This window comes from Microbulbifer mixtoriginis (SeqCode), from assembly GCF_052467705.1.
In genome coordinates this window covers 310,332-330,972 of sequence record NZ_CP174322.1, presented here as the reverse complement: position 1 = coordinate 330,972, position 20,641 = coordinate 310,332, and the positions used below count along the sequence as shown (strand labels likewise).

At 56.0% G+C, this 20,641-nt stretch carries 16 protein-coding genes; 13 read left to right on the top strand and 3 right to left on the bottom strand.

What is annotated here, in order from left to right; all coding sequences use genetic code 11:
* Window position 1: 1 nt before the first annotated feature.
* Both dprA and ACJJIB_RS01530 read right to left on the bottom strand, forming a co-directional pair.
* On the bottom strand, window positions 2–1,147 hold the full coding sequence (gene dprA / locus ACJJIB_RS01535; RefSeq protein WP_444887634.1) for a DNA-processing protein DprA: 1,146 nt from the start codon (window positions 1,145–1,147) through the stop codon (window positions 2–4).
* A 95-nt stretch (window positions 1,148–1,242) separates the two neighbouring features.
* Window positions 1,243–2,313 (bottom strand): LysM peptidoglycan-binding domain-containing protein, encoded by a 1,071-nt coding sequence (locus tag ACJJIB_RS01530; RefSeq protein ID WP_444887633.1) that lies wholly within the window; start codon window positions 2,311–2,313, stop codon window positions 1,243–1,245.
* Between the two features lie 183 nt (window positions 2,314–2,496).
* On the opposite strand from ACJJIB_RS01530, the gene def reads away from it, so the two are divergent.
* From def to ACJJIB_RS01485, 9 genes are all read left to right on the top strand, one after another.
* Window positions 2,497–3,003, top strand: a complete 507-nt coding sequence (def, locus tag ACJJIB_RS01525; RefSeq protein WP_444887632.1) for a peptide deformylase — start codon at window positions 2,497–2,499, stop codon at window positions 3,001–3,003.
* Between the two features lie 64 nt (window positions 3,004–3,067).
* Window positions 3,068–4,021, top strand: coding sequence for a methionyl-tRNA formyltransferase (gene fmt / locus ACJJIB_RS01520; RefSeq protein ID WP_444887631.1), 954 nt, complete (start codon window positions 3,068–3,070; stop codon window positions 4,019–4,021).
* Entirely contained in the window at window positions 4,018–5,325 is a 1,308-nt protein-coding gene (rsmB, locus tag ACJJIB_RS01515; protein WP_444887630.1) for a 16S rRNA (cytosine(967)-C(5))-methyltransferase RsmB, read from the top strand. The genes fmt and rsmB overlap by 4 nt, the downstream gene beginning before the upstream one ends.
* A gap of 30 nt (window positions 5,326–5,355) precedes the next feature.
* Window positions 5,356–6,741, top strand: coding sequence for a Trk system potassium transporter TrkA (gene trkA / locus ACJJIB_RS01510; RefSeq protein ID WP_252083983.1), 1,386 nt, complete (start codon window positions 5,356–5,358; stop codon window positions 6,739–6,741).
* Between the two features lie 89 nt (window positions 6,742–6,830).
* Window positions 6,831–8,282 carry a TrkH family potassium uptake protein gene (locus ACJJIB_RS01505; protein ID WP_252083982.1) on the top strand — a complete coding sequence of 484 codons (1,452 nt, stop codon included), beginning with the start codon at window positions 6,831–6,833 and terminating at the stop codon, window positions 8,280–8,282.
* 97 nt (window positions 8,283–8,379) lie between these two features.
* Window positions 8,380–9,414 carry an efflux RND transporter periplasmic adaptor subunit gene (locus ACJJIB_RS01500; protein WP_444887629.1) on the top strand — a complete coding sequence of 345 codons (1,035 nt, stop codon included), beginning with the start codon at window positions 8,380–8,382 and terminating at the stop codon, window positions 9,412–9,414.
* A gap of 47 nt (window positions 9,415–9,461) precedes the next feature.
* Window positions 9,462–10,157 carry an ABC transporter ATP-binding protein gene (locus ACJJIB_RS01495; protein WP_252083980.1) on the top strand — a complete coding sequence of 232 codons (696 nt, stop codon included), beginning with the start codon at window positions 9,462–9,464 and terminating at the stop codon, window positions 10,155–10,157.
* Window positions 10,154–11,314 carry an ABC transporter permease gene (locus tag ACJJIB_RS01490; protein WP_444887628.1) on the top strand — a complete coding sequence of 387 codons (1,161 nt, stop codon included), beginning with the start codon at window positions 10,154–10,156 and terminating at the stop codon, window positions 11,312–11,314. The genes ACJJIB_RS01495 and ACJJIB_RS01490 overlap by 4 nt, the downstream gene beginning before the upstream one ends.
* Window positions 11,315–11,381: 67 nt before the next feature.
* A complete protein-coding gene (locus ACJJIB_RS01485) occupies window positions 11,382–12,569 on the top strand; it encodes an ABC transporter permease (RefSeq protein WP_444887627.1) in 1,188 nt (395 codons plus the stop codon).
* A 42-nt stretch (window positions 12,570–12,611) separates the two neighbouring features.
* Here the strand turns inward: ACJJIB_RS01485 and ACJJIB_RS01480 are convergent, their stop codons facing one another.
* Window positions 12,612–13,499, bottom strand: a complete 888-nt coding sequence (locus ACJJIB_RS01480; protein WP_252083977.1) for a lysophospholipid acyltransferase family protein — start codon at window positions 13,497–13,499, stop codon at window positions 12,612–12,614.
* Window positions 13,500–13,656: 157 nt separating this feature from the next.
* Between ACJJIB_RS01480 and glyQ the strand changes: the two genes are divergently transcribed.
* The 4 genes from glyQ (at window position 13,657) to ACJJIB_RS01460 (ending at window position 20,634) form a co-directional block, all read left to right on the top strand.
* Window positions 13,657–14,613 (top strand): glycine--tRNA ligase subunit alpha, encoded by a 957-nt coding sequence (gene glyQ, locus ACJJIB_RS01475; RefSeq protein ID WP_444883267.1) that lies wholly within the window; start codon window positions 13,657–13,659, stop codon window positions 14,611–14,613.
* Window positions 14,613–16,694, top strand: a complete 2,082-nt coding sequence (glyS, locus tag ACJJIB_RS01470; protein WP_444887626.1) for a glycine--tRNA ligase subunit beta — start codon at window positions 14,613–14,615, stop codon at window positions 16,692–16,694. Before glyQ ends, glyS begins: the two co-directional genes overlap by 1 nt.
* A 54-nt stretch (window positions 16,695–16,748) precedes the next feature.
* Window positions 16,749–17,300, top strand: a complete 552-nt coding sequence (gmhB, locus tag ACJJIB_RS01465; protein ID WP_252083974.1) for a D-glycero-beta-D-manno-heptose 1,7-bisphosphate 7-phosphatase — start codon at window positions 16,749–16,751, stop codon at window positions 17,298–17,300.
* A 352-nt stretch (window positions 17,301–17,652) separates the two neighbouring features.
* Entirely contained in the window at window positions 17,653–20,634 is a 2,982-nt protein-coding gene (locus ACJJIB_RS01460) for a S8 family serine peptidase (RefSeq protein ID WP_444887625.1), read from the top strand.
* The last annotated feature ends 7 nt before the right edge of the window (window positions 20,635–20,641 follow it).

Below are 20,641 nucleotides of genomic sequence, written 5' to 3'. Positions count from 1 at the left end.
TTCAGGTGGCCACGCCTTCTTTCTGGAGACAACAGGCAGCTCCCTGAGCCGTCAATTGATAACCACCGGGCAGCTGCTCCAATAGCTCTAGCAACTCCATTTGCAATAGCAGCGCCATCAGTTCACCCGCCGGCTCCCCAGTATCCACGGCCAACTGCTCGATACTGCGAGGCCCTCCCTGCAGGGCTAATAACACTGACAGCTGCTGATTATCCAGCGGGGTATTGCTTAGGGGCTCACTATCCGCGGGCTCCGCTAACAGCCCCCCCAATTGCCCAGCGATATCTGCGCTGGTCTCCACCAAAGTTGCCCCCTCGCGAATCAGGTGGTGACAACCCCTGGCCATCGGGTTGTGGATGGAGCCGGGGATAGCGAAAACCTCTCGATTTTGCTCCAACGCCAGCCGCGCAGTGATCAGCGACCCCGATCGCATCGCAGCCTCCACTAGCAGCACTCCCATAGAGAGCCCACTGATAACCCGGTTGCGACGCGGGAAGTTTTTCGCCTCAGCGCTACTGCCGAGTGGCAGTTCACTGACAATGGCGCCACCCGCGCTCAGGATTTCTTCCGCCAAGGCGCGGTTCTGACGCGGATAGACGGAGTCGACACCGCTGCCCAACACCGCAACCGTGGCTCCCTGTCCCCGCAAAGCACCCTGGTGCGCGGCCGCATCTACCCCCAGTGCTAACCCCGAGGTGATGGCAAAACCGGATCCAGCGAGCTCCATGGCAAAACTGCGGGCGTTATCCAGGCCAGAAGTCGTGGCGCGACGCGCACCGACAATGGCGATTTGGGGCAAGGTGAGAGCAGCAGCTTCGCCCCGCACATAGAGTATTGGCGGTGGTCGCGAGATCTCTGCGAGCAAATTCGGGAAACCTGCATCACCGTGGTACAGCAGCTGCACGCCGATTTTTGCACAGCGGGCGCGCTCGGCTGCCACCCACTCCAACAATTCGCTCTGCAGGCCAAGACGACAACAATCACGCCACTGGGATTGGGCCCGCGGCGGTAGTTTGCTCAACAAAGTTGGGGGGAATTGCAGTAAGGCCCGATCGGGGCTGCCAAAGTGCTCCAGCAGCTGCCAGTAGCGGGCGGGCCCCAGGCCCTCTAAACGCAGCAGGGCCATGCTGGCGGTCAACGCATCCATGCGGGCTCACCATTTCGTCTGTTTTACAGGAAGGGTTGTAGTCAGATTTGCGGCGCTCCAAACAGCAAGAGGCGCCGCTCGATTTCAATACTTATTTAGGGGTTGCGCACCGAGTCCATCACCGCCAAGGGGCGATCCGCTTCGAGAATAAGCGCCAGGCTCATCTTTTCAAAAGTGCGGAAAACCATCATCTCACCAGCGCGCTCATCGGGCAGCTTCACGCTGTCTCCGGCGATACGATCGCGCACTACAGAACCGCGCTTATAAACTGCCATCACATTGCCAGGCACTATGCCATCGCGCTCACCCAGATTGAGGATAACTACGTCGAATTTACCAATCTGAGTCACACCCTCATCGACACCAACAATCAACCCATTCACTGTCACGGCCGGGGCACTGGGGTGAAAGAGTGCATCGATAGAGCGCTCTTCCACCGGCATCAAATGATCCTCGAGACGGATCTCGCGGGCGGTGCTGGCCACGCCCAGGGTGGCGACGGAGAATCCAGGGCGGTTATCCGGGTCCAGCTGTAGCAAATCCACTTCACCTATCCCAAGAGCCTGGCGTCCCAGAGTCTCATTGCTAACAGGGTCCACATACACCGGGCCCGGGCGGTAGAGACCGTAGGAGGCCAGGGGCACTTCAAAATCACCGCGAGCATAGATGGTATCGCCGGCCCCCATCAAAATGTGGTTATCGGAGCCGGACACAATATAGGGCATACCCTCGAAGGCATTGGGCTCGACGATACGGGTGCGCGAGAGGAAGGCATTGATGGCATCGAGGGGAATCGCCGGAATCGCATCCTCCACCGCCTCACGGCGGATCTGCGGCGTTAAGCGGTTACCATTAACACCGGGGGACAATTGATAAGCCCGTGGGCCGCGCTGCAGCTGCAGTTGCGGCTGGCCATCCACATACACCAGGCGCAGGCTGTCGCCGGGGTAGATCAAGTGGGGGTTTTCAACCTGAGGGTTTACTTGCCAGATCTCCGGCCAATACCAGGGCTGTACCAGAAATTCACTGGAGATATCCCAGAGGGTATCGCCCTTTTGCACAACATAGGCATCCGGATGGCTGGGGTTCAGACGCACCTGATCCTGCGCTTGGGTGCCAAGGGCGACCGCCAACATCGAGACGGCGGCCAGGATTATTTTTTTCATGGAAGCATTCCTATGCTCTTTATCGCTATAATTCTCAGCGCCGAACCACCCTTCTACAGGAAATGTGGCCGGCCCCGGGCGCAAGGCGCCAGCGAAAATCGGGGTCCACTCGGTAAATATTGAGCGCGATCATAATGTTATCAGCGCACGTTCAACGAATACTAGAAGTTTGTCACAGGTGTTATGGCTAAACTCGAGATACTGGAATTTCCCGATCCGCGCCTGCGTGAGATCGCCAAACCCGTCGCAGAAGTTACCGACGCACACCGTCAACTGCTGGACGACATGTTCGAAACCATGTATGCCGCACCTGGCATAGGCCTCGCCGCCACCCAGGTCAATGTGCACGAGCGCGTCGTGGTGGTGGATATTTCCGAAGACAGCAGCGAGCCGTACGGATTTATCAACCCGGAGATCGAAGTACTGGACCCGGAGATCCACCAGTACGACGAGGGTTGCCTGTCGGTACCCGGTTTCTACGAGACGGTAGAACGCCCGCGCAGGGTGCGAGTCAAGGCGCTGGATCGCAACGGCGAACCTTTTGCCATAGAGGCAGAGGGGTTGCTGGCGGTGTGTATCCAGCACGAAGTTGACCACCTGGATGGCAAACTGTTCGTGGATTACATCTCCCCACTCAAGCGCAACCGCATTCGCTCCAAGCTGGAAAAGTCCCAGCGCCGACGCGCCTGATCTATAAAAACTGGCCGCCGGCAGGCCCGGCGCCATCTCCATCCCTCGATCTGAGAATCCGCCAGTGAATATCATTTTTGCCGGCACGCCGGACTTTGCCGCCGTGCATCTGCAGGCGCTGCTCGACAGCGACCACACTGTCATCGCCGTTTACACCCAACCGGACAGGCCGGCGGGGCGCGGTAAGAAACTGCTGGCCAGCCCGGTCAAGCAGCTGGCCCTCTCCCACGATATCCCCGTGTATCAACCTCAGAGCCTGCGCGACCAGGCAGCGCAGGAAGAGCTGGCGGCACTCGGCGCCGATATCATGGTGGTGGTGGCCTATGGACTGATCCTGCCGCAAGCAGTGCTGGACACCCCGCGACTGGGCTGTATCAACGTACACGCCTCCCTGCTACCGCGCTGGCGCGGCGCCGCTCCCATTCAGCGCGCCGTCGAGGCGGGAGACAGCCACAGCGGTGTGGCAATCATGCAAATGGAAGCCGGGCTTGATACGGGTCCGGTACTGGTGGAGCGCCGCTGTGACATTACTGAGAAAGATACGGGAGGCAGCCTACACGACAAGCTCGCCGAACTCGGTGGCCCGGCTCTGATTGAAGCCCTAGCGCAGCTGGCCTCAGGCGCCGCCAAGCCGGTGACTCAAGATGATGCTACAGCCAATTACGCTAATAAAATCAGCAAAGAGGAAGCGCGGATCGACTGGCAGCGCCCGGCGCAAGAATTGCAGCGCCAGATCCGCGCCTTCAATCCCTTCCCGGTGTGTTGGACTACCTATAGCGAAAGTAAAGGCGAACAACGCCTGCGTATCTACAGCGCCAGCCTGGAACGCGGCTGCCACAGCGATACGCCCGGTACCATTCTAGCCAGCGATGACGAGGGTATTCTGGTCGCCTGTGGTCGCGAAGCCCTGCGTCTGCAAGTGCTTCAGCTACCCGGTAAAAAAGCGCTGCCCGCAGCGGAAATTTTGAAAGGCTACCGGGCGCTGTTCACTCCCGGCACACAATTGGGATCACTATGAGTAGAGATGTACGCGCCGAAGCAGCCCGAGTGGTGGCCGCACTACTGGAAGCGCAAGGTTCACTGGCACGCCTGTTACCTAAAGCCGAAGACAAGGTTGAGGAGCGCGACCGCGCCCTGCTCCGCGAGCTGTGCTACGGCAGTGCTCGCACCGCCCCGCGCCTGCAACTGATCGCTACCAAGCTACTGCGCAAAACCCCCAGCGATAGCCTGGTGAGCGCACTGATCCTGCTGGGCCTGTATCAACTGGAATACACCCGCATCCCCGATCACGCTGCTATCTCTGCCACGGTCAATGCCGCCCGCAGTCTCAAGTTGGATCGCGCCACTGGCCTGATCAACGGCGTACTACGCAACGCTTTACGCGAACGCGAGCGTTTGCAGCGAAAATTGTCCGGCAACCCCCAGTTCAGCTCTATGCACCCCGCCTGGATGCAACAGGCGATCAAAGCCGCCTGGCCAGTGCAAGCGTCGGAGATTTTTCGCGCTAACAATACCAATCCCCCCATGACCTTGAGGGTCAACAGCGCGCGCATTTCCCGCGAGGATTACCTGCAGCAGCTCGACGAGACCGGTCTGTCCGCCGAGGCCTGTACCCTCTCTCCGGTTGGCATCACCCTGCTCGAAGCAGTACCTGTGGGAATTCTGCCCGGTTTTGCCGAGGGCCTGGTGAGTGTACAAGATGAATCCGCCCAGCTGGCAGCGCAACTACTGGCACCCTGTGAAGGCGAGCGGGTGCTGGATGCCTGTGCCGCGCCGGGAGGCAAAAGCTGCCATCTATTGGAGCAGCAGCCCGCTATAGAATTGAGTGCCCTCGATATCGAGGAGGAGCGACTTGATCGGGTGCAGGAAAACCTCGAACGTTGCGGCCTCTCCGCACAGTTAATTTGCGCCGATGCGGCTGCGCCGGATGCCTGGTGGGATGGACAGCAGTATGACCGTATTCTGCTCGATGCACCCTGCTCTGCCACCGGGGTGATTCGCCGTAACCCGGATATCAAACTGCTGCGCCGGGCCGAGGATATCGCCGAGCTGGCCAAGCTGCAGGCAGAAATTCTGCGCGCCACCTGGGCACTGCTCAAACCCGGTGGCAGTCTGTTATACGCCACCTGTTCAGTGTTACCAGCCGAAAATAGTGAAGTTGTCGCCGCCTTCGTTGCGGAGACCGACGATGCGAGCGACAATACCCCGCAACTGCTGCACGGTAAGTCCTGGGGTGAAAAACAAGTTGCTGGAATGCAACTGTTACCCCATAACGGTGGCAGCGACGGTTTCTACTACGCTCTGCTCAGCAAGGCCGAATAACAGCAGCGCTAGCCGCGAGTCTCATCCGATATGAAAATTGTCATTCTCGGCGCCGGCCAAGTGGGCGGCTCACTGGCGGAGGCTCTGGCTTCCGAGCGCAATGATATTGTGCTGGTGGACAGCGACGAAAAAACCCTGCGCGAGTTGCGTGATCGCATTGATATTGGCGTGGTTAACGGCCACGCCTCCCATCCCGATGTGCTGATGAATGCCGGCATTGAGGATGCCGATATTCTGGTGGCGGTCACCAATAACGATGAAACCAATATGGCAGCCTGCCAGATTGCCCATTCATTGTTCCGTGTGCCCACCAAGATCGCGCGTGTGCGAGCCTCTTCTTATCTGCAGTACCCCGAGTTATTCGACAACCAGGCGATTCCCATCGACGTTTTGATCAGCCCCGAGCAGCTGGTCTCCGAATATATCGCACGCCTGATGGAACACCCCGGCGCGCTACAGGTGCTGGATTTCGCCGGTGGTCGCGTGCAGCTGGTCACTGTATTGGCAGTTCAGGGCGGCCCTCTGGTAGGCCATCAGCTGCGCTATCTGCGCGAGCACATGCCCAAGGTGGATACTCGTGTGGCGGCCATCTACCGGCGCAACCGGCCGATCATTCCCCAGGGAGACACGGTGCTCGAGGCCGGCGACGAGGTATTTTTTATCGCCGCACGCGCCGATATCCGTGCGGTAATGAGCGAGTTGCGCCGCCTGGAACACGGTTATAAGCGCGTGGTAATTGCCGGTGGTGGCAATATTGGCCTGCGGCTCGCAACCAAATTGGAAAACCGCTACTCGGTTAAAATTATTGAGCGCAGCCATGAACGCTGCGTATTTTTATCCGAGGAGCTGTCCCACACCATTATCTTGCACGGCAGCGCCTCGGACCAAGAGCTGTTGCTGGAAGAAAATATTGAGGACACCGATGTTTTCCTCGCACTCACCAACGATGACGAAGCTAACATCATGTCATCGCTACTGGCCAAACGCCTGGGCGCGCGCAAGGTGATGACCCTGATCAACAACCGCGCCTACGTGGACCTGGTGCAAGGCGGGGAAATCGATATTGCCATTTCGCCCCAGCAAAATACTATCGGCAGCCTGCTCACCCATGTGCGCCGCGGCGATATGGTTAATGTGCACTCCCTGCGTCGCGGTGCCGCCGAGGCGATCGAAGTTGTCGCCCACGGCGACGAGCGCACCTCCAAGGTGGTGGGAAAGAAAATCGAGGATATCGATCTGCCCGAGGGCGCCTCCATCGGTGCCATAGTGCGCGAAACAGAAAATGGCAGCGAAGTGTTGATGGCGCACGACGATGTAATTGTGCAAAGCGACGATCACGTGATTGTATTCCTGGTGGATCGCCGCCAGACACGCCATGTGGAGCAGTTGTTCCAGGTTGGCTTCGGCTTTTTCTAAATCATATTTTTTATTGAATAGTCCGGCGATTACAAACACCGCCGTCCATATATATAAAGTAACAACAGATAACAGGCTGACAGGCGCCAATGCGAATTGCGGTAATTGCGCGAGTTTTCGGAATTCTCCTCACTGTGTTCAGCCTGACACTGCTGCCACCGATCGCCGTGTCCCTGTGGTATGAGGACCATACCCACAACGCCTTCGTTATTGCCTTTGTGATCACTCTGGTGACCGGCTTGTTTATGTGGCTGCCGGTACACGACCTGCGCCAGGATCTGCGCACCCGCGACGGCTTTGTGGTGACTTCGCTATTCTGGCTAATCCTCGGCAGCTTTGGCTCCCTGCCGTTTATTATCAGTCCACAGCCGGACCTGAGTATTACCGATTCGATTTTTGAATCGATTTCCGGGCTCACCACCACTGGCGCCACCGTAATTACCGGCCTGGACTCCCTGCCTCCAGCCATCCTCTACTACCGCCAGCAGCTACAGTGGTTTGGTGGTATCGGCGTAATTGTTATTGCACTGGCAATCCTGCCCATGCTCGGCATCGGTGGTATGCAGCTGTACAAGGCGGAAATACCCGGCCCAGTGAAAGATACCAAGCTGACACCGCGCATCGCCGAGACGGCACGGGCACTGATCGTAATTTATGTAATCCTGACCATTCTGTGCGGCATCGGTTACTGGTGGGCGGGCATGACCGTGTTCGATGCCGTGGGACACGCCTTCTCCACCGTGGCTAACGGCGGCTTTTCCACCCACGATGCCAGTATGGGCTTCTACGCTCACAACCGGGCCATTATGGTGATCTGCATTATTTTCATGTTCACCGCGGCGATTAACTTTGGCCTGCATTTTTACGCCTTCCGCAATAAAACCCTCAAGCACTACTGGCGCGATTCCGAATTTCGTTTCTACGTAATGCTAATTTTGGGGGCCGGCCTGTTGATCAGCTGTTATCTGTGGATTCTGAATATCTTCTCACCAGGCAACAGCCTGCTACACGGTTTCTTCCAGGTGGTTTCTATCAGTACCACTGCCGGCTTTGCCTCTGAAAACTTTTCCGCCTGGCCGGTATTCCTTCCCTACGCATTGCTTCTTCTGGGTATTCTCGGCGCCTGTGCCGGCTCTACCTCTGGTGGTATCAAAGCGGTACGCGGCATGTTGATTATGAAATCCGGTATGCGCGAATTAAATCGACTGGTGCACTCCAATGCGGTGATACCCATTAAGATCAACCGCAAGATCGTACCCGATCGGGTAACCGATGCTGTGTGGGGCTTTTTTGCCGTCTATGTGCTGTCGTTTTTTATTCTCTCGATTATTGTGATTGCCACCGGCGAAGATTTCGTCACCTCTGTGACAACGGTGGCCTCCTGCCTGAGCAATATCGGCCCGGCTCTGGGTGAGGCCGCATCTCACTACGGTTCAGTCAATGAGGTGGCCAAGTGGTTTCTGATCCTCGCCATGCTGATGGGACGCCTGGAAATTTTCACCCTGCTGGTGCTGTTAACCCCCGCCTTTTGGCGCCACTAATTTGGCGCCAACGCCGCAAGTCAGATCGAATAGCAATATTTTTTAGTTTCTGCCACAGTTGTTCTTTACAGGAAGTAATCAATAAGAACATGGCTGTATGAGCAGAAACACCAGTGAGCTGCTCGGTCAGTTGAAAATTGACCGGGATACGGCTCCCAATGATTTATCGTCATCGCCCCGAAAAACCCTACTGGCGGCTTCCTCCGGTGCAGTCGCCGGCCTGCTAGTTGGTTTTTTTGGCGCCTCCCTCTTGGCCGAAGACCCACCCGCAAGCCCTAACACAATCCCAACTCCCGCCAACACACACACTACGCCATCTGCCCCCTCCAGCGCACACCTGGAGACGGTGTTGAATGCCTCCGGATATATCACCGCCCGACGCATGGCTACGGTGTCAGCAGAGGTGATGGGACTGATCAGCAGTGTAGATGTCGAGGAGGGTATGCAGGTACAGGAAGGTCAAGTGCTAGCCCGCCTCGACGACGTCAAAGCGCGCGTCAGCCTGGCATTTGCCCGTGCGCAGATTCAGGTACTGCAAGCCCAGGAAGCCAGTATTCTCGCCAAGCTAAAAGAAGCAGAGCGTCAGTACCGGCGTTTCGCTGGCTTGCGTGAAAAAAACTACTCCAGCAAAGCACAACTCACCCAGAGTGAGGCCACTGTTGAAGGCTTGAGAGCCGATTTAAACAGCGCTCGGGCAAATATTGAGGTGGCTAAACTGGAAGCCGAGCGACAGCGGGAGCGCTTGGAGGATCACACGATACGCGCGCCCTTTGCGGGAATCGTTACACAAAAAAATGCTCAGCCCGGAGAAATTGTCGCACCCAGCTCCGCCGGAGGCGGTTTCACCCGCACCGGTATCTGTACCATTGTGGATATGAACTCCCTGGAAATTGAAGTGGATGTCAACGAGGCATTTATCGGCCGGGTCTCCACGGGTCAAAGGGTAAACGCGAATCTTGACGCCTACCCGGAGTGGGATATTCCCGCCACGGTGGTGGCAATTATTCCAACCGCCGATCGCGCCAAAGCTACGGTGCGTGTGCGTATCGGTATCGATCAAAAAGACGCCCGTATCCTACCGGATATGGGGGTGAAGGTCGGCTTCCTGGCCGGGGAGGAAGTCGCTCTTTAACGGCACAGACTACGGCTCTAATTATTCATTAAAAAAGGAAATTACAGATGTCTGAAGATGTGTTGTTTCAGTTAAAAAATGTCGGCAAGAATTTTATCAAAGGTAAAGAGAAAATCTCTATTTTTGACGATCTCAATATGAGTATTGAGCGAGGAGATTTTGTCGCCATTATGGGGCCTTCCGGCTCCGGAAAAACCACTCTGTTAAATATGCTCGGCGGTGTCGATCAACCCACCAGCGGGGAAATTTGGTTTGATGGTACCCGCATAGACTCCCTCAATGAGAGCGCCCTAACCCGTTGGCGCGCGCAGAATATTGGTTTTATTTTCCAGTTCTACAACCTGATGCCGATGCTCAATGCCCAACGCAATGTAGAACTACCGCTACTGTTAACCAAGCTCTCCAAGGCACAGCGCCGCAAAAATGTCGAAACCGCCCTCGCTTTGGTGGGCTTGAGCGATCGCGCCAAACATATGTCCAGTGAAATGTCCGGCGGCCAGCAACAGCGGGTGGCCATCGCCCGCGCAATTGTTTCAGATCCTAAACTCATTCTGTGTGACGAGCCCACCGGTGATCTCGACCGCGCCACCGCCGATGAAATCCTGGAGATGCTGCAACTACTCAACCGCGATCACGGCAAGACCATCGTCATGGTTACCCACGACCCGGCCGCAGCCAAATACGCCAAACGCACCCTGCATCTCGACAAGGGACAATTTGTGCAGAGGGAAATAGTGGCATGAACGATCTCTATTTAATTTATAAAAACATGACGAGGAAACCTCTGCGGTTATTTCTCACCTGCTTTGCAATTTTTATCGCTTTTTTAATTTTTGGCGCAGTGACCAGTTTGAAATCTGCACTCAATTCCAGTGTGGAGTTATCCGCTGATAATCGCCTGGTAGTTTTTAACCGGATCAATTTCACCCAATCGCTACCCATCTCTTATTTCCAAAAAGTCGCTGCGGTCGAGGGAGTAAAAGATGTCACCCACCTGAACTGGTTTGGCGGTTATTATCAGGAACAAAGTAGGCAAATTGTCTCGCTGGCTGTGGACCCCGAATCCTATTTACGCGTTTACGAAGAAATAGTGATTCCGGATGAGCAAAAACAGGCTTGGTTTAACAATCGTCAGGGCGCACTGATAGGTGAGAAACTCGCGCAAATATATGGCTGGAAAATTGGTGACCGGATCCCTATCTCCTCAAATATATTCACCCATAAAGATGGTGGCTATACCTGGGAGTTTGTAGTCTCAGGAATTTTTAAAGGGGATACCGAGCAGTACGATACTCGCCAAATGTTATTCCATTATAAATACTTCATGGAAACTCAGACATTTGGCATTGACTGGATAGGATGGATGGCACTCACTACTGACGATCCCTCTCTCAATGAGAAAGTAGCCAAAACCATTGATGACAGTTTTGCCAATTCGCAAAGTGAAACTGATACCAGTACGGAAAAATCCTTTAATAAAGCTTTTATCGAGCAAATTGGCAATATCGGTTTGATTATTTTCTCGGTGGTTTTCACCGCGTTTTTCACCATTCTGATTGTGGTTGGCAATACCATGGCCTTGGCGATTCGCGAGCGTACCGGCGAGATTGCTGTACTCAAAACCCTGGGCTTTTCCAGCGCACGCATTTTTCGCATGGTGCTATCGGAATCCCTGTTGGTCGCATTTATCGGCGGTCTCTCTGGACTCGCTGCGGCCTGGCTGTTAGTTGAAGGAATAAAAACCTTTCTCGCCCGTTTCCTGCCCAACTTGATTCTCGATGGCGATATCGCTTTGCAAGCGCTGTTTTTTATGCTGCTGCTGGGAATTATTACCGGCTTGCTACCGGCTTTTAACGCGCTGCGACTGAATATTGTCTCGGCATTTAATCGTCAGCCCTAAATACATCAGATCGAGTTCCTCACAACTGTAGGTGCCCGATTGATCAAGCCCAACCGGAGGAAAGCCAATGGGCTCTCTAATTGCACAAATTATTTCAGTGACCCTGATGAACCTGGGCAGCCTGCGCCGGCGCCTGTGGATGTCACTGGCGATGGTACTGGCCTCGGCGGTGGTGGTGGCAATACTGCTGGCATTTCTCGCCATGGCCAAAGGCTTCGAAGAAACTATGCGCGGCGCCGGTTCCAACCAAATCGCCATCCTGATGCGCGAGGGTTCCTCCACCGAGCTCAACTCGGTGATCCTGCAGGATCAGGTCAACCTGGTTAGTGAATCTGCAGGAGTCGCCCGGGACGCCAACGGCCCACAGGTTTCACCGGAACTCTATGTCATTGTGGATGGTATCAAAAAGTCCAGTGGTACCGAGGCCAATATCCCCCTGCGCGGACTCAACCAAACCGGTATGGCCATGCGCACCAACATGCACTTAACCGAAGGCCGTATGTTTGTTCCCGGAACCAATGAAATGATTGTCGGCGAGGGTGTCCTGCGGGAATTCAGTGGTTTCGAGATTGGCAAGGAAGTGCGCTTTGGTAAAAACCTGTGGACAGTTGTCGGAGTTTTTTCCACAGGGGGCAATATTTTTGAAAGTGAGCTGTGGGCAGATATCAAAACAATCCAGAGCCATTACAACCGCGGCAGCAGTTATCAATCCATTCGCTTGCAACTGGACAATGACGACGGCCTGGCATCGGTCAAGGAAACCATTGCGCGGGAACCGCGCCTTAATCTCGAAGCGCAGACCGAGCGAGAATACTTCGCCAGTCAGGGTAAACAACTGCAGTACATCGCCACCTTTGGCTGGATTATCAGTGCGGTGATGGCCCTCGGTGCCCTGGCTGGAGCACTCAATACCATGTACACCTCAGTGGCGGACCGTGCCAAGGAAATTGCCACCCTGCGCGCCCTCGGCTTCAGTAATTTTTCCGCTTTCTGCGGCACGATTGCTGAAGCGATGGTACTGGCGGTGGCCGGTGGACTACTGGGGTCATTGGCCGCCTACTTGTTCTTCGACGGCCTAAATACCTCAACCCTGGGCGGCAGTTTTACCCAGGTGGTGTTCAGTTTTGAGATGTCCCCAGACCTGTTCGTGCAGGGCGCCGTGTTGGCGCTGGTAATCGGCTTTGTCAGTGGTTTTTTCCCCGCCTGGCGCGCCGCGCGTATGCCGGTAATTGTGGCATTTCGCCACGCGACGTAAATTTTACCTAGACGCCGATAGACATAGGGGCCGCTCAGGCCCCTATGTCTGTTTGCGGTAAATTTTACTCTTGCCTTCCGGCTGTCTGCGAAAGCGCTTGTATTCCCACTGATACTGCTCCGGCGCCTGGGCGATGCAGGCCTCCACACCGCGGTTCATCGCCGCCAAGGATACTTTTTGCTCTTCGCTGTAAATCGCTTTTTCTGCGGGGACAAAAACCAGCTCAAAACCGCCTTCTACACGCTTGCCAAACCCAAAAACCACATGGCACTTGGTGCGCTGTATCAGATTGTGCACCAGGGTCATCGTCAGGGCCGGGCGCCCAAAAAACGGGGCAAAGTCACCGCCCATATCCGGTTCCTGGTCGGGAAGAATCAGGGCTAAATCTCCCGCTTTCAATGATTTAAGCAGCGCGCGTACACCGTGAACATTGGTGGGCACCATCTTGCCGCCAGTTACTTCGCGCCCGCTGCGAATCACCGGGTCCAGGGCTTCTATTTTAGGAGGCTGGTAAAGTACAGCACAGGGGGACAAGGTACCTACATACAGGCCGAATATTTCCCAGTTGCCAGTATGTGGCATTAAGACAATGGTGCCGCGCCCATCGGTCTCACCGGCGTTGAGTAACTGCTGATTGCGCACACGAACAATGGCATTTTCATTTTTTGCCCAGGGCGTATTCCACAGTGACGCCATCTCAAAACCCGCCATGGCCGTGTTGATCACACTCTCCCTCGCCAGCTTTTCGCGCTGTTTGGGGTCCATTGCCGGATAGCAGAGTTTGAGATTAATACGGCTCAGGCGCAGGCCTTCGGAACGAGTCCACACAACCATTTTGCCAGCAAACCAACCCAATCGCCGCGACCAGTGCAACGGCAATTTGCCGATGATTTTCAGTGCCCCTACAGCAAGGCGCCCCTTAATATCCACTCACTACTTCCTATACAAAAACCACTTTAAAGTGGTCGTGTTGCCCAAGTATGGCCATTGAAACCTCTTGACGCGGCTATAGCGCTTTAAGCGCAGCAGTCGCTGCCGCTATAATTGCGTCCCTTTGCCCACAGCAGATACTGATCCGGAGATAGCGGTGTCCAAGCAATACGATCTCAGTACCTTCCAGGGACTTATTTTTGCCCTACAGGATTATTGGGCGCGCCAAGGGTGCGTCATTCTACAGCCTCTGGATATGGAAGTGGGCGCCGGCACCTTTCATCCGGCCACTTTCCTGCGCGCCATAGGCCCGGAAAACTGGAACGCGGCTTATGTACAGCCCTGCCGCCGCCCCACCGATGGCCGCTACGGCGAGAACCCCAACCGCCTTCAGCACTACTACCAATACCAGGTAGTGATGAAGCCATCCCCGGACAATATCCAGGAATTGTACCTCGACAGCCTACGTGCCATGGGCGTAGACCCGGCTATCCACGATATCCGCTTTGTGGAAGATAACTGGGAATCCCCAACCCTGGGCGCCTGGGGCCTCGGCTGGGAAGTTTGGCTGAACGGTATGGAAGTCACCCAGTTTACCTACTTCCAGCAGGTGGGCGGCCTCGAGTGCTACCCGGTTACCGGCGAAATCACCTACGGTCTCGAGCGTATCGCCATGTACCTGCAGGGGGTCGAGTCTATCTACGATTTAGTGTGGACCCGCAACCCGGACGGCAGCCCCGTCACCTATGGCGACGTTTTCCACCAGAACGAAGTGGAAATGTCCCACTACAACTTTGAACACGCCGATGTGGAATTCCTATTCGCCACCTTCGATCACTGTGAGCGCGAGAGCACACGCCTGATTGAGCTGGGCCTGCCGCTGCCCGCTTACGAGCAAGTTATGAAGGCCTCCCACGCCTTCAACCTTCTGGATGCGCGCCACGCCATCTCAGTGACTGAGCGCCAGCGCTATATCCTGCGCGTACGCACCCTGGCCCGCGCCGTGGCACAGGCTTACTACGATGCGCGCCGCGCCTTAGGCTTCCCCATGGCAGATGAAGCACTGCGAGCAGATATTTTGGCGGAAGACATCGAGCAAGAGGAGAAGCAGTAATGGCTCAGGATTTTCTGGTAGAGCTGGGCACCGAAGAGCTGCCACCCAAAGCGTTACACAAATTGATGAGCGCTTTCGCCGATGGTATTACCCAAGGCCTCAAAGGCGCCGAGTTGTCTTTTGGCGAAGTGAAAGCCTACGCAGCACCCCGCCGCCTGGCCGTAGCGGTATTCGGTTTGGCGGATAAGCAGCAAGACAAACAAATTGAAAAGCTGGGCCCGGCCGTCAAAGCCGCCTTCGATAAAGAGGGTAAGCCCAGTAAAGCCGCTGAGGGGTTCGCCCGCAGCAACGGCGTAACTGTTGAAGAGCTGGGACGCAAAGAGACCGACAAAGGCGAGCGCCTGGCCTTTATCAGTGAACAGAAAGGCGCTGAAACTGAATCCCTGTTGGCTGGTATTGTCGAGAAAGCACTGGCTCAGCTTCCTATTCCCAAGCGCATGCGCTGGGGTGCGCGCCGCGAAGAGTTCGTGCGCCCGGTGCACTGGCTCGTCATGCTGTTTGGCAACAAGGTCGTAGATGGTGAAGTACTCGGCTTGAAAGCCGGAAAAACCAGCCGTGGTCATCGCTTCCACTGCAATCGCGAACTGGAGATCCACTCCGCCCACGACTATGCACAGGTTCTGCGCGAACCCGGCTACGTAATGGCAGATTTCGCCGAGCGCCGCGAAGCCATTCGCGCTCAAGTTATTGCCGAAGCCAATAACGTCAATGGTGAAGCGGTCATCGACGACGACCTGCTCGACGAAGTCACTGCGCTGGTGGAGTGGCCTGTCGCCCTTACCGGCCGCTTTGAAGAGCGCTTCCTGGAAGTGCCCGCTGAAGCCCTGATCTCCTCCATGAAGGAGCACCAGAAGTATTTCCATGTAGTCGATGAAGATGGCCAATTGCTGCCGTTCTTTATCACCGTGTCCAATATCGAGAGCCAGGATGCCGCCCAGGTTATCCACGGCAATGAGCGCGTAATCCGGCCGCGCCTGGCGGATGCTGCCTTCTTCTTTGAGACCGACAAGAAGACCAGCCTGGAATCACGCCGTGAGAAACTGCGCCAAATCGTATTCCAGCAGCACTTAGGTAGCGTCTACGACAAGACTGAACGGGTAGCTGCCCTAGCCCGCACCATCGCTGAGAAAACCGGAAGCAACGGCGACTGGGCCGAGCGCGCCGGCCGCCTGTGTAAATCGGACCTGGTTACCGAGATGGTGTTCGAGTTTGCCGATATGCAGGGCATCGCCGGCTACTACTACGCCGAAAACGACGGCGAGCCGTTGGATGTGGCCAAGGCCATGTACGAGCAGTATATGCCCAAGTTTGCCGGTGACGAGCTGCCCGCCAGCGACACCGGCACTGTAATTGCCCTGGCAGATCGCCTGGATACTTTGGTCGGCATCTTCGGTATCGGCCAGCCCCCCAGCGGCTCCCGCGATCCTTTCGCCCTGCGCCGCGCCAGCCTGGGCATCATCCGCATCCTCGTCGAAAAGCGCCTCGATCTGGACCTGCGCGAATTGCTGGAACTGGCCCGCGACAACTACCCGCGCACCGCCCTGGGTGAATACGACAAGGTGGTAGAGCAGACCCTGCAATACGTACTGGAGCGCTTCCGCGCCCGCTACGAGGATCAGGGCATTGCCGCCGAGGTATTTATGTCGGTTGCCGCGCGCAAGCTGTCGCGCCCGCTGGATATCGACAACCGTGTGCACGCGGTTAACGCCTTCAGCCAGCTGCCAGAATCCGGTGCTTTGGCCGCCGCGAACAAACGCGTTTCCAATATCCTTGCCAAGCTGGATGGCACAGTGCCCAGCAGTGTCGATGAAGCACTATTGCAGGAGGAAGCGGAGAAAGCCCTGTTCGCCGCAGTACAGGTTGCCCGCACAGAAGTTGAACCGCTGTATAGCGATGCGCTTTTCGCCGAAGGACTCGCCGGCCTGGCGGGCCTGCGTGAAACCGTGGACAACTTCTTCGACCATGTGATGGTAATGAGTGACGACGAGCAACTGCGCAACAACCGCTTGGCCCTACTGGCCCAGCTGCGTGCACTGTTCCTCGAAGTTGCCGACATCTCCCTGTTGGTTCCAGCCAAGTAATAGCGACTTGAAGCGGGGCTCTGCGCCCCGCCTCAACGAAACAGGCGAATCGACATGGCAATAATTCTTCTTGGCCGCGATGGGGTCATTAATCAAAACCCCAACCAGTTCGTAAAATCCGCAGACGAATGGCAGCCCCTGCCCGGCAGCATTGAAGCACTGGCTGCGCTCAGTCAGGCTGGCCACCAACTGGTGATTGCCACCAACCAGAGCGGCCTGGCCCTGGGCCAGTTTGACTTGGATGACTTGGAGGCGATACACGCCAAGATGCGTTCCCAGGTAGAGGATGCAGGCGGTGAAATTGCCGCGATTTTCTACTGCCCCCATGGGCCCGAAGACAACTGCCGTTGCCGCAAGCCCCAGGCGGGCCTGCTGGATGCCATCGAAGCGGAATTCGACACCAGCTTGCATGGCTGCTATCTGCTCGGTGATAAACTGGCCGATTTACAGCTGGCCCTGGTCAAGGGGTGTAAGCCGGTACTACTAAAAACCGGTGCAGGCGCAGAAACCCTGCAACAGCTAGTAGAGAGCCCCGATCCGCGTCTGGCGGAAACCGCTGTGTTTGCCGACTTAGCCAGTTTCAGCCTGTTTCTAGTGGGCCCCTGAGCCCACTGATCTCTCTTTTACAGCCCTCTAAATTTAATGAGCTTTTCCAATCTCGCGGAAAAGCGTCATCAGAAACCCTCTCCACTACTGCGCCACCTCGCATTTGTGACTTACGTTTTTTTCTTTCTCGCCAGTTAGCAAAAATAGTACAAAACAATGACTATGACGCCAGTTTATTGAGTCCTGCGACACATTACTTTAAAAGCGAGTCACAGGTCGGGTGGCTTTATCCCAGTGAAAGCGCGCTCTGCCAGACCAAGGATGGCTTGTTGGGTGTCAGTGACATTGGATAAACAGCGCACTTTCTCTCCCACCTCTACCCGCCTGTTAAAATAAAAAATGGGACAACTCAATGAAAAGAAAAATAATTTCCTCGCTTATTGCGGGCCTGCTGTGCTCTGGCAGTAGTTTCGCAGCCTCAGTAGCAGACACACTCACCCCCGAAATCCAAAAGAATAAAAAGGTCTATATCGTACAGCTCGATGGCGAGCCACTCTCCACCTACAGCGGCACAGTCGCGGGCCTCTCCAGCGCTAAGTCCAATATACGTCGCAAGGCTGACCCGCGCAGTAGTAGCTATCGCCACTACTCCGATTTTCTCAAAACACGTCGTCAACAGGTGCTTTCCGCGGTGCCCGGCGCACGCAAAGTGCATGAATACAAGGCGGCCTTTAACGGCTTTGCCGCAGTTATGAGTGAAAAGGATGCCGAAGCACTGCGTAGCCATAAAGATGTGAAAGGCGTCTGGGAAGATCGCCTGCTGAAAATGCATACCGATTCCACTGCAGACTTCCTCGGCCTGACAAATACACCCAGTCCCTGGCTCTGGGGAATCACCGGTGAGGATGTGGTCGTGGGTGTCATCGACTCGGGTATTCATCCAGAACACCCGAGCCTGATGGATGTTCCAACGCCACGGCAGGGCAATCGTGGCGTTAATATTTCCTATGGTCCGGTGCCTGAATCCTTTATCGGTGAGGGCTGTGAGTTTGGTAACACAGACTTTAACCCCGGTGACGCCGCCTTTACCTGCAATAACAAACTGATCAAGGCCAAGTCTTTTTCAGACGCCTTCCTCTCCAACAAGACTCTGGCGGATTACGAGTTTCTCTCTGCACGGGATGCGGACGGACACGGCACCCACACCGCCACCACTGCCGCAGGGAACTACGGTGTAGTGACCCCAGATGGGAAAACCCTGACCGGTATGGCGCCGCGTGCCCGTATCGCGGCCTATAAGGTGTGCTGGGATGCCCCAGACCCGGACGATAGCGGCTGCTCCTCGGCAGACTCCATGGCTGCTATTGACGAAGCCGTGGCCGACGGTGTGGATGTCATCAACTTCTCAGTGGGTGGCTCCAGTACCGTTTTTACCGGTGCCGATGAGATCGCCTTCCTGTTTGCCGCCGATGCGGGCGTTTTTGTTGCCACTTCTGCCGGCAATAATGGCCCAGGCCCACAAACAATGGGCACGCCTTCTGGTGTCCCCTGGATTACCGCAGTGGCGGCCGCCGAAGACGACCAGAGCTTTGGCACGGCCCTGCAGGTGGATGCCCCTGAAGCGGTTGTGGGCACCTACGATGCCCGTGAAGGCAACGGCCCGATCACTATGGAAGATGCAGGTCTACTATCGGCACCTGTTGTTGTGGGTGCCCCTCTGGAGGCCTGCTCCGCACTCACCAACTCCGAGACCATTGAAGGCAAAATCGCGCTGGTGAAGCGTGGGGGATGCTCCTTCAGTACTAAATACAACAATGCTGCAGACGCCGGCGCAGTGGCCATTGTTGTCTATAACGACGGCAGTGCTGTAGACCGTATGGATCCGATCGTGATGTCGGCACCGGATACTACGATCCCCGGTGTGATGATTCGCCATGCGGATGGCGCCATGCTGGTTGAGAATTCGGGGGTCACGGGCACCCTGGATCCTGAGCTGAAGATTTCCCGCGAAGACCGCATCGCCAGCTTCTCTTCCCGCGGCCACAACGTGGGTGCGACGGATATTATCAAGCCGGATGTGGCAGCACCGGGCGTAGGCATTCTCGCCGGTACTTCACCAGTACTGAGTGGCGGCAACCTATTCGCCGCCAAAAATGGCACCTCCATGGCCAGCCCCCATGTCGCCGGTATTATGGCCCTGTTAAAACAGGCTCATCCGGACTGGAGCCCGGCCATGGCCAAATCCGCACTGATGAGTACAGCGCGCACCGACCTGCAAAAGTCCTTCGGACCCGAAGCCGCTGATCCCTTCGATATTGGTGCAGGCGCCATAGTGCCCGCCGCGGCTTTCGACCCCGGTCTAGTCTACGATGCCGGTTTCAACGACTATCTAGCCTTCCTCTGTGGCGCAGAAAATCAGCCGCAGATTATCGAGGCCAGCACCTGTGAGGGACTGGTTTCCGCTGGCTATTCCTTGGATTCCAGTGATCTCAACCTGCCATCAATCGGCATCGGCGAATTGGTTGGCACGCAAACTATTAAGCGCCGTGTCACCAGCGTCGGCCGCGGCCAGAGATGGTATTGGGCTTCTGTAGAGGCACCCGCAGGTGTCGAGGTCAGTGTTAACCCTAGGACTCTACGCCTTAGAGAGGGAGATAGCGCCGAGTTTGAAGTTACCTTTACGGTTACCGAAGAAGCGGCCATGAACGAGTGGGTATTTGGCGAATTAAGCTGGAAATCCGTTGGTTTACGCCAGGAAGTACGCAGTCCTATCGCTGTACGCCCGGTTCCACTATCCACAACTCAGAAGATCAGTGCCGATGGCAGTGATGGTGCAGTAAACCTGCCCGTACAATTTGGTTATAACGGCAACTATCAAGTGGATATCAACGGCTTGGCGGAAGGCGTACCTTTCCCTGGTAGCGTTGAGGATGGAGAAAACCAGCTGATTTTCTTCGATATTCCGGAGGGTACAAAGCTTGCCCGCGTAGCCTTATTTGATGCGGATGTGGGCGATGGTAGTGGCAGCGACGACTTGGATTTACAAGTCTACGGCCCCGGCCCCGATTTCCCAGAGGTGGGCACCAGTGGCTCACCGACTTCCGCTGAATCTGTCGATTTGGTCAATCCCGCCGCAGGTCAGTATGCGGTATTCGTAGTGGACTACGCCTCTGCGGAGGGCCCTACGCCATTTACCCTATTTAACTTTAACCTGAGTGGAGACAACGGCAATACCCAGCTCACAGCTCCGCCGCAGGCACAAATAAATAGTAGTGGCACTATCAATCTGGAGTGGCTGGATCTCTCCCCTGGTACCCGAGCCTTGGGAATTCTCAGCCACGGTAACGGTGAGACCGTATTTGCCGAAACCGAAGTTATGGTGAATACCCAATAGAAAGCCA

What these genes read in the sequence shown, in the direction of transcription:
- glyS (WP_444887626.1), top strand. Translation starts at nt 14,613, where the DNA reads ATGGCTCAGGATTTTCTGGTAGAGCTGGGCACCGAAGAGCTGCCACCC.
- dprA (WP_444887634.1), bottom strand. Translation starts at nt 1,147, where the DNA reads ATGGATGCGTTGACCGCCAGCATGGCCCTGCTGCGTTTAGAGGGCCTG.
- ACJJIB_RS01500 (WP_444887629.1), top strand. Translation starts at nt 8,380, where the DNA reads ATGAGCAGAAACACCAGTGAGCTGCTCGGTCAGTTGAAAATTGACCGG.
- def (WP_444887632.1), top strand. Translation starts at nt 2,497, where the DNA reads ATGGCTAAACTCGAGATACTGGAATTTCCCGATCCGCGCCTGCGTGAG.
- ACJJIB_RS01495 (WP_252083980.1), top strand. Translation starts at nt 9,462, where the DNA reads ATGTCTGAAGATGTGTTGTTTCAGTTAAAAAATGTCGGCAAGAATTTT.
- ACJJIB_RS01530 (WP_444887633.1), bottom strand. Translation starts at nt 2,313, where the DNA reads ATGAAAAAAATAATCCTGGCCGCCGTCTCGATGTTGGCGGTCGCCCTT.
- ACJJIB_RS01485 (WP_444887627.1), top strand. Translation starts at nt 11,382, where the DNA reads ATGGGCTCTCTAATTGCACAAATTATTTCAGTGACCCTGATGAACCTG.
- ACJJIB_RS01505 (WP_252083982.1), top strand. Translation starts at nt 6,831, where the DNA reads ATGCGAATTGCGGTAATTGCGCGAGTTTTCGGAATTCTCCTCACTGTG.
- rsmB (WP_444887630.1), top strand. Translation starts at nt 4,018, where the DNA reads ATGAGTAGAGATGTACGCGCCGAAGCAGCCCGAGTGGTGGCCGCACTA.
- ACJJIB_RS01460 (WP_444887625.1), top strand. Translation starts at nt 17,653, where the DNA reads ATGAAAAGAAAAATAATTTCCTCGCTTATTGCGGGCCTGCTGTGCTCT.
- trkA (WP_252083983.1), top strand. Translation starts at nt 5,356, where the DNA reads ATGAAAATTGTCATTCTCGGCGCCGGCCAAGTGGGCGGCTCACTGGCG.
- ACJJIB_RS01490 (WP_444887628.1), top strand. Translation starts at nt 10,154, where the DNA reads ATGAACGATCTCTATTTAATTTATAAAAACATGACGAGGAAACCTCTG.
- gmhB (WP_252083974.1), top strand. Translation starts at nt 16,749, where the DNA reads ATGGCAATAATTCTTCTTGGCCGCGATGGGGTCATTAATCAAAACCCC.